The organism is uncultured Cyclobacterium sp. (assembly GCF_963976465.1).
Taxonomy (GTDB): domain Bacteria; phylum Bacteroidota; class Bacteroidia; order Cytophagales; family Cyclobacteriaceae; genus Cyclobacterium.
Map to the genome: position 1 here is coordinate 1 of NZ_CAXBOC010000214.1, position 8,571 is coordinate 8,571.

Below are 8,571 nucleotides of genomic sequence, written 5' to 3' on the forward strand. Positions count from 1 at the left end.
CCCGTCGGGACATCTTCCCTTACATGTTGGCTGGCAAATTCCAAATCCTCCATGATTCCTTCTACTACTGTTTCCCTAGAATCTCTTCCTTTATACAATGCTTCATCTGTAGGAGAAAGCAATTGATCATACCACGGTACATCAGAATAACGCTGTACCATATTTGAATAAAAAATTGCCCTGTAGTACCTGGCTATTCCTTCAAAATGTTCAATCGCTTCAACACTAGCATCTGCTTGCCGGCTATTCTCTAAGAAATAATTAATATTCCTTAACCTACCCCAATTCCATCCACCAGTGATGTTCTGAGAATTTGGAGTACCTGTCATGACGCTTTTTACTTCAACCGCTCCGGTGGTAGCAAGGTTATCACTACTTTGATCTGCTTGATACTCAAACATGCCAGGAAGGGACAATAATCCATTGATATACAGCTCTAAATCCTGTTCTGTTTTGAAAAACTCCTCCGGTGCAATGGATGTCTGGGGATACCTGTCAATAAAATCTTCATTGCATGAAGCAATCCAGAATATATTCAGTATGAATAAATAATATATGTATTTTTTCATTTTTATTTTTCGTTTATAGGTCAATGTTTACCCCAAATGAAAGCTTTCTTTGGAATGGGTATGCCCATCCATTGCCTCCGTTAATGGCTTCAGGATCAATAAAGGATTTGATAGCTGAAAACTCATAAAGGTTCTCTCCGGAAGCAAAAACCCTAATTCTACTGGCTTTAACTTTGGAAACCCAATGCTCCGGTAAATTATATCCGATGGTAAGGTTCTTAACTCTTACATAAGCCGCATTTAAAAGATAGCCGGTTTGAGAGATGTCTAGGCCTGAACCGTAATTGGCATCTGCAAGCCAAGCCTGTAATACTGGATAACTAGAGTCTGTATTTACATCTGCCAATCCTGCGTCAATATAAGATTGACTGTGCTGTGCACGCATGGCATCACTGTCTGCCGCGCCTCTATAAAAATCTAGATTCCATGGATAGATATTGGCATAGGGTTGCTGGTATGGTCCCCAGAAAAGATAATGCCTTGGATAATAATCCTGCTTGCCTACGCCTTGAAGGAATAGAGAAACATCAAATCCATTCCAAGCCACACTTAGATTTGCCCCCAACTGGTACCTAGGACGGCTGTTCCCAATTAGCTTAAGGTCTTTAGGGTCATTGGCAGAAAGTCCTTCCTCAATCTTTCCATCGTTGTTAAGGTCCACATATTTAGGCCAGCCGGGAACAATGTCCAAAGCACCCCAAGGGATAATAGCAGATTGATCCAGCTGACTGATTTCATCTTCCGAGGCAAAAAGCCCATCATTGGTAAGTCCCCAAATTTCACCAACTTCCTGACCTACGCGGTAATTAGAAAATAAGCCTTGTTCATTTTCAAATCTGGTAATATAAGACCTGGAATCTGACACAAAAAACTTAGAAGCGAATTCAATGGGCTTCCCATATCCTCCAAATTGATTTCTATAATTCAATGAAAGCTCCCAACCTTTGGTTTGCAAATCAGCAGCATTTTGCTGTGGAGGAGAAGTTCCCAAAACACCAGGCAGTTCTACCGGATTGGTCAACATGTCTTTGGTATCTCGAATAAAATAATCAAAGGTTGCGAAGAACCTGTCTTCCCATAAGCCAAAATCGACTCCGAAATTGGTAGTCACTACTCTTTCCCAGGTATAGAAATTAGGATCAACTGCCAATAATGGTGAACTGGAAACAACAACTTGTCTATTATTATTGATTAAATAACTGGAAAGCCCTGTTGGCAAAGATTGCAAATAGCCAAAATTTGACACATTTTGATTACCTAAACTACCATAGGACGCCCTAAGCTTAAACGTAGGATCAGCCGTTAAGTCATTAAAGAAACCTTCATCACTTATTATCCAAGCTCCTGAAAGTGAAGGAAAAAAGCCCCATCTATTGGAACTTGGAAACCTTGAAGAACCATCATACCTGCCATTAAATTCCAGAATATATTTGTTGTCATAGGTGTAATTGGCCCTTCCAAAAACACTCTGAGTTGCATAAGAACTATAGCCTGGGGTGATAAAAGAATCACCTGTAGTCAAACCAATATAAGGTAAAGATGAAGAAATCAACACTCTTCTTTCTGACTGTACAGAGGAATAGGAATAACTTTCCTGATTATAACCGGCAAGCAAGCTGATCGTATGATCTCCAAAAGTTTTGGTGTAATTGCTGTACAAGTCAAAAATAGTATTCTGTAGATTACCATTACGTTGAACAACGGATCCATCTCCACCTTCGGTTCTTACATCATCCGGGCCAAAGCCAATATTGTAACTTTTGGTATTCCAACCATAAATCCATTGCTCTCTTTTGAAACTGGCATTTCCAGTAACCGTTAAGTCTCCGTCCAAAAAGGTACCGATGGCCCTAAAGATATTGTGAAAACCAAACATGTCTTCCACATTCCTTCCTCCGTCAACCAATCGTGCAGCCAATCTACCCGCATCTGTATTGGCCCAGGTTCCGTCCGGGTTTTCTGCCACTTCGATCGGGGTAAGTGAATAAATATCAGTAATGTTATTGGTAGACTCTTCTCGCTTTGTTTGATAAATATTTAGGTTGTTGTCTAATTTCAACCATTTCTTAGGTGTGGCAGTAATCCTTGCTCTTAAAGAGTACCTGTCCCAATTGTCGGGTTGCAATTTATTCATCCCATTTTCACGAGTGTAATCACCTGAAACATAATATGTCATGGGCATCCCTTCATTATTGGAACTACCACTGATGGACAAACTTTGGTTGGTAGAAAAACTTGAATTATTGAAAAAGTAATCGTACCAATCATTGTTTCCCATATAAGCCCACTGGTTTGGGTTATTGGGATCAACTCTAACGTCTTCAATTGTAGGGTCTTCAGACCTTTCCTTGGCCCAAGAATAATGATAATCATTGAAATTTATATAATTCCAAGGTGTATTGCTTGTGGCTTGATCCATTACCCTGCTATATATATAGGGGTCGGTTACCGGCTGAGGCATTACGGTCGGTTTTCCCCAGGAGAAATTACTGTTATAAGAAATAACTTGCTTGCTTCCCCCCTGTTTTGTGGTAATCAATACCACTCCAAATGCAGCTCTTGCACCATAAATTGCGGCGGAGGCAGCATCACGCAAAACTGAAAATGATTCAATATCGGCAGGATTCAATCGTAACAGGTCATCATATGCTGCTGCCACGCCATCAATTACAATAAGAGGCCCACCTCCATTAATAGATGTATATCCCCTTATATTGATATTGGGAACACTGCCGGGTCTACCTCCGGAATAGGTGATATTCAATCCGGGACTTGCTCCTTGCAAACTTTGCATTACATTTCCCACCGGGCGGTCAATAATATCTTCACCAGAAACTTGGTCTACTGCCCCAGTAAGATTTATCTTTTTCTGGGTACCATAACCTACCACAACAACCTGCTCAAGTAAGGTTTCCTCTGCTACTAAAGTAATGTCAATATTAGTTCTGTTACCTACGATTACGTTTTGGGTCTCAAAACCTATGAATGAAAATACCAACTCGGCTTGATCATTGGCTACTTCTATAGTATAAAGGCCGTCTAAATCCGTGATACTCACATTTCCACTACCTTTTTGGTAGACAGAGACTCCGGGCAAGGGGATGTCTTCAATTCCATCTTTTACAACTCCAGTGACCACTACCTGTGCCTGAAGTGTAAAAACGTACAGCAGGAAATAGGCTAAAAGCCCAATTTTCAAACTGATTTTCTTAAGTAATTGTAAAATTTTAACCATAAATTTTAAATATTAATTGGTATAGATTAAGTGTTTCTGCTTAATGGGTGCAAGTTAGTTGTTGAATATTATCAAAATATTAACTGACTTTTAAACTTTGTTTATTGAATATTCATTCAATATAAATTATAATAAAATTAGTAATTTTTAGATTAAATAATAAATTAGAACAATTATTTTCGCATCTTTATTATTAACTAAATTATGAAGACAGATATTAGAACAGTTCGGAAGAAGGAAATTATTGAAGGATTCTATGAACTGTGTAAGCGGGAAGGTTTAGAAAACGTATCTATAGCAAAGATTGGAAAACAGCTGGGAATGCCTCCTAGCTTGATCATGCATTATTTTTCAAACAAGCGCTTACTGGTTTTGGGACTTATCGATCATATTTTGCATCAATATCAATTGATCTACAAGCCAATTCTTTTAAAATTTGAAAAGGACAGCAGCCTTGACCCCAACTTATTGGTAAATAGGCTATTTTCAAGAGAGTGGAATTTATTATTTGATGATGGTGTATTCTTTAGTTGTTACGCCTTCATTTTTAGGGATTCAACCATTAGAAACGAGTATAAAAAATTGCATTTAAAGTTAAGGGGCACCTTAAAAATAATTCTTGACAAGGATAAAAATCTTTCGCAAAAAGACACAGATTTGTTAGCTGAAAAAATTTTCGTTGTTATTGAGGGAGCCTACTATTATCTTTCTATGATTGAAGAACCCAAGGAATACCAGCAAAAGTTAAACATCTTCAAAAACCAAGTGTTGGAACTCATTCAGATGAAACAAGAAACTACGAAATAGATGGATAAAACATCCACGTTTCTGTTGGTACCATTAATCATTTCTTCCTGAAAATGATACGATAACAAGACCAAGACTCCTAGCAAAATTTCCAAACAAGGAAAAAAACTGGTGCCTTAAATAATCCCTATTATTCCTATTTCTCCAAAATAAAATGTACTTCAAATATTATTAACCGCAAATAGAATTTTAAGGCCTTCTTTTAACAAATTATTTAAGCCATAATCATGAAATAAGTCAAAATTTTAACCATACAAAAATTAGTCTTTTTAAAGAATAATAGATTAATTTGGGCAAATATGAAAAAACGAAGGACTTTTGTTTTTAATCTCGTGAATTATTGGCAACATTTTATTATATTTTTTATATGCACGCTAATTGGTACAGCTTGCAATAATACAATTTCTCAAATTGAAGAACCGTCCCCCGAAGTTACCGCTGCATTAGAAAATGCAAGCATTATTTTAAACAATGGTAAACTAAATCATTCCTTTCATTATTTTGACAGTATTTTTACGCGTACCCCTAATAAAACTTATTTGGATCTATGGGAAGGATATAATTTTTACGCTACGCATTATTTAAAATATGAGTTTGACCTCATCAAGGCAGAACAATATTTGGACAGTATGTATTATGTCCTGAAAAAGGAAAAAAGGCTAGATAATTACAGGTATGTGCAAACCAGATTTATGGAAGGAGATATTTTAAAAGCCAACCACAAATTTAACAAGGCTTTTCAGAATTTTTATAGCGGTAGAGAGTATGCCCTTGAAAATCTTGACAATTGTAATGTAAGTAATTTAACCTACAGGTTAGGAATTTTTCGTTATGACCAAAAACAATATCAAGAAGCCATCCCTTTTTTCAAAAAAGCCATTGAAGAAAATAGGGCTTGTTGGGGCAATGGCAATATCATTCAAAATATTAATGAACCTCAACTGTACAGAAATACAATGGCGCTTTGTTATGAGAGGATGGAAAAATACGACAGTGCGGCCTATTATTATGTGGATGCACTGGCCTACCTGGAGGTCAAACCACACTATCCTGAAAAGGAATTGTTCATTAATTCTGCCATTGGTGTAGTAAAAGGGAATCTTGGGGGAGTGATGGCCCAATTGGGCAATAGATCTGTAGCTAAGAACCTTTTAAAATCCAGCATTAGTATCAATAGCCAACCCAATTATGACCACAGTGATGCACAAACAGCCAAGCTCAAATTGGCTGATATCTATATAAAGAATTATGAATTAGCCAAAGCCAAAAAATATTTAGATGAATTGGATAAAGAATTACCTCAAGCTGAAATTAAAGACAGAAAGTATTACAATTCCTTACTCCGCTGGTATTTAGTAAAGGAAGCCTATTTTGAAAAGGTAGGTGATACAAGGAATGCATTAAATGTCATGAAGTCCTACCATCACCTGAATGACTCATTACAACTGATAGACAATAATTTAAAATTTATAGACATAGAAGGGTCCTTCAGAAATGCAGCTCAGAAATATGAGCTTTCCATTTTAAATAAGGACAATAAAATAAAGAATATTTACCTGGCAACAGCTGCGGGTTTTACCATTCTTTTAACTGTTTTTTTAATTGTAAATTGGTATAATCTTAAAAAATCCATAAAAGCAAACAACCTTATCCTCCAAAATAACAATGAACTTCAAGACACTTTGAATGCATTGGAGTTGAGTCAAGCAGAAAATGCCAAAATCATGTACATGGTAGCTCATGATTTGCGAAACCCAATTGGGAGTACCTTAATGATCGCTAATTTAATTTTGGAAGACCCTGATATTAAAGTAGAAAATAAATACCTTTTAGAAAACATAAAAACGTCCTGCAATAATTCAATGAATCTTATTACGGAAATGCTTCTTCCGAATAAAAAAGAGAACAAGATAACAAAAGAATCTGTGGAAATTGACAGACTACTGAAATATTGCGTTGAAATATTGAACCATAAAGCCCAAGAAAAACATCAAAAAATTCTCCTAGATATTTTTCCAGCTTCTGCTTTTATCAATAAGGAAAAAATGTGGCGAGTACTAACTAACCTAATTGCAAATGCTATTAAATTTACCCCAGGTGAGAAAACCATTAACATTTTAATGAAAAGTGCCAACGGGAATCTAACCATTATCATAAAAGATGAAGGTATAGGCATTCCAAATTCGATAAAAGACCAATTATTTGAATGGGATACCATGGGTAAAAGAGAAGGAACTAATGGAGAGAAACCTTTTGGAATGGGATTGGCCATATCCAGGCAAATCATTAATGCCCATCAAGGAAAAATATGGTTTGAATCTCAAGAAAATAAAGGGTCAACTTTTTATGTAGAATTCCCAATTAAAAGTTAGATTTATTAAGGAGATATAAAGGGTAAATGAACCAATGTAACCTAAGTTATTCTCCTTAGAATTTTGAACATCCCCCCTCCCATAAGGCAACTGATTAATAATTATATAACTCACAAAATTCCGCTACTATAAAAGCTCGAATGTGAAAATAAATTTTCCAGGGTTATATGGTTTGAATTACATTTTTTTAATGCAATTTTGAGGCTTAAAATTAGCTTAGCATTGAATAACCTCTTGGAATGAACAAATACATTGACTTAATAAAGCAGACTTTCGATTTCCCTACAAAAGAATTTGAGGTATCGGAAAATCAACTTCATTTTAATGGCGTTAACCTTCTGGATATCATTGAAGAATATGGCACTCCCCTAAAGTTAACCTACCTGCCTAAAATCTCTGAAAATATTCAGAATGCTAAAAAGTATTTTGGCAATGCCATGAAAACCCATGACTACCAGGGTAGCTACACTTATTGCTATTGTACCAAATCTTCTCACTTTAGTTTCGTAGTAGATCAAGCACTTAAAAATGGAGTGCATATTGAAACCAGTAGCACCTTTGATATTCCTTTGGTAAGAAACTTATACGAAAAAGGAAAGATCACAAAAGACACCTTAATCGTCTGCAACGGTTTCAAGAGAGATCTATACAAACAATACATTTCAGAATTACTCAATGATGGGTTTGTCAATTGCATCCCCGTATTGGATAATATTACAGAGATAGATTATTACTTGGAACATGTAAAAGTTCCTTTTAAGGTAGGAATTCGAATTGCTGCTGACGAAGAGCCAACATTTGGATTCTATACCTCCCGATTGGGAGTTAGGTACAATGATATCATCAAATTGTATGAAGAAAAAATAAAAAACAATCCCAATGTAAGCCTAAAAATGCTTCATTTTTTTATCAATTCAGGTATCAGAGACACAGCTTATTATTGGTCTGAATTGACTCGATTCATTCAAAAATACGTTGAGTTGAAAAAGGTAGCTCATGAATTGGACACCATGGATATCGGAGGTGGATGGCCCATCAAAACCAATGTATTTTTCGACTATGATTATCAATACATGGCCGACCAAATCATTAAAAATATTAAATGGATGTGCGCCAAAAACAATACCATAGAACCAAACATCCTTACTGAATTTGGAAGTTATACGGTTGGAGAAAGTGGTGCTGTGTTGTATTCTATATTAGATGAAAAGCTGCAAAATGATAAAGAGTTATGGTACATGATTGACGGTTCTTTTATCACCCAACTCCCTGATAGCTGGGGGCTGAATCAGAAATACATCATGCTCGCGGTGAATAATTGGGACAAAGAATATCACAATATTTCACTGGGAGGACTGACTTGTGACAGTATGGACTATTATAATTCCGAATCCCATCAATTCAATATATACTTGCCTAAAAGAGAAAAAAACAATCAACAATACATTGGTTTCTTTCATACAGGTGCGTATCAAGAATCTCTGGGAGGGTACGGTGGTATTCAACATTGCCTGATCCCCGCACCCAAACATGTAATAATTGATAGGGATGAAGGAGGAAATATCAGTCATCAGCTATTTGCACCGGA

General features: G+C 36.2%; 5 protein-coding genes. 3 read left to right on the forward strand and 2 right to left on the reverse strand.

Annotated elements, in window-relative coordinates; translation table 11 throughout:
* Positions 1 to 569, reverse strand: a 569-nt coding sequence (locus AAC037_RS12985; RefSeq protein WP_339903394.1) for a RagB/SusD family nutrient uptake outer membrane protein, incomplete at its 3' end; no start/stop codon positions are given.
* Between the two features lie 13 nt (positions 570 to 582).
* A complete protein-coding gene (locus tag AAC037_RS12990) occupies positions 583 to 3,804 on the reverse strand; it encodes a TonB-dependent receptor (protein WP_339903395.1) in 3,222 nt (1,073 codons plus the stop codon).
* A 204-nt stretch (positions 3,805 to 4,008) separates the two neighbouring features.
* On the opposite strand from AAC037_RS12990, the gene AAC037_RS12995 reads away from it, so the two are divergent.
* From AAC037_RS12995 to AAC037_RS13005, 3 genes are all read left to right on the forward strand, one after another.
* Positions 4,009 to 4,611 (forward strand): TetR family transcriptional regulator, encoded by a 603-nt coding sequence (locus AAC037_RS12995; protein ID WP_339903396.1) that lies wholly within the window; start codon positions 4,009 to 4,011, stop codon positions 4,609 to 4,611.
* Positions 4,612 to 4,910: 299 nt separating this feature from the next.
* Entirely contained in the window at positions 4,911 to 6,983 is a 2,073-nt protein-coding gene (locus AAC037_RS13000) for a tetratricopeptide repeat-containing sensor histidine kinase (protein ID WP_339903397.1), read from the forward strand.
* Positions 6,984 to 7,222: 239 nt separating this feature from the next.
* Positions 7,223 to 8,571, forward strand: a 1,349-nt coding sequence (locus tag AAC037_RS13005) for an arginine decarboxylase (protein WP_339903398.1), incomplete at its 3' end; no start/stop codon positions are given.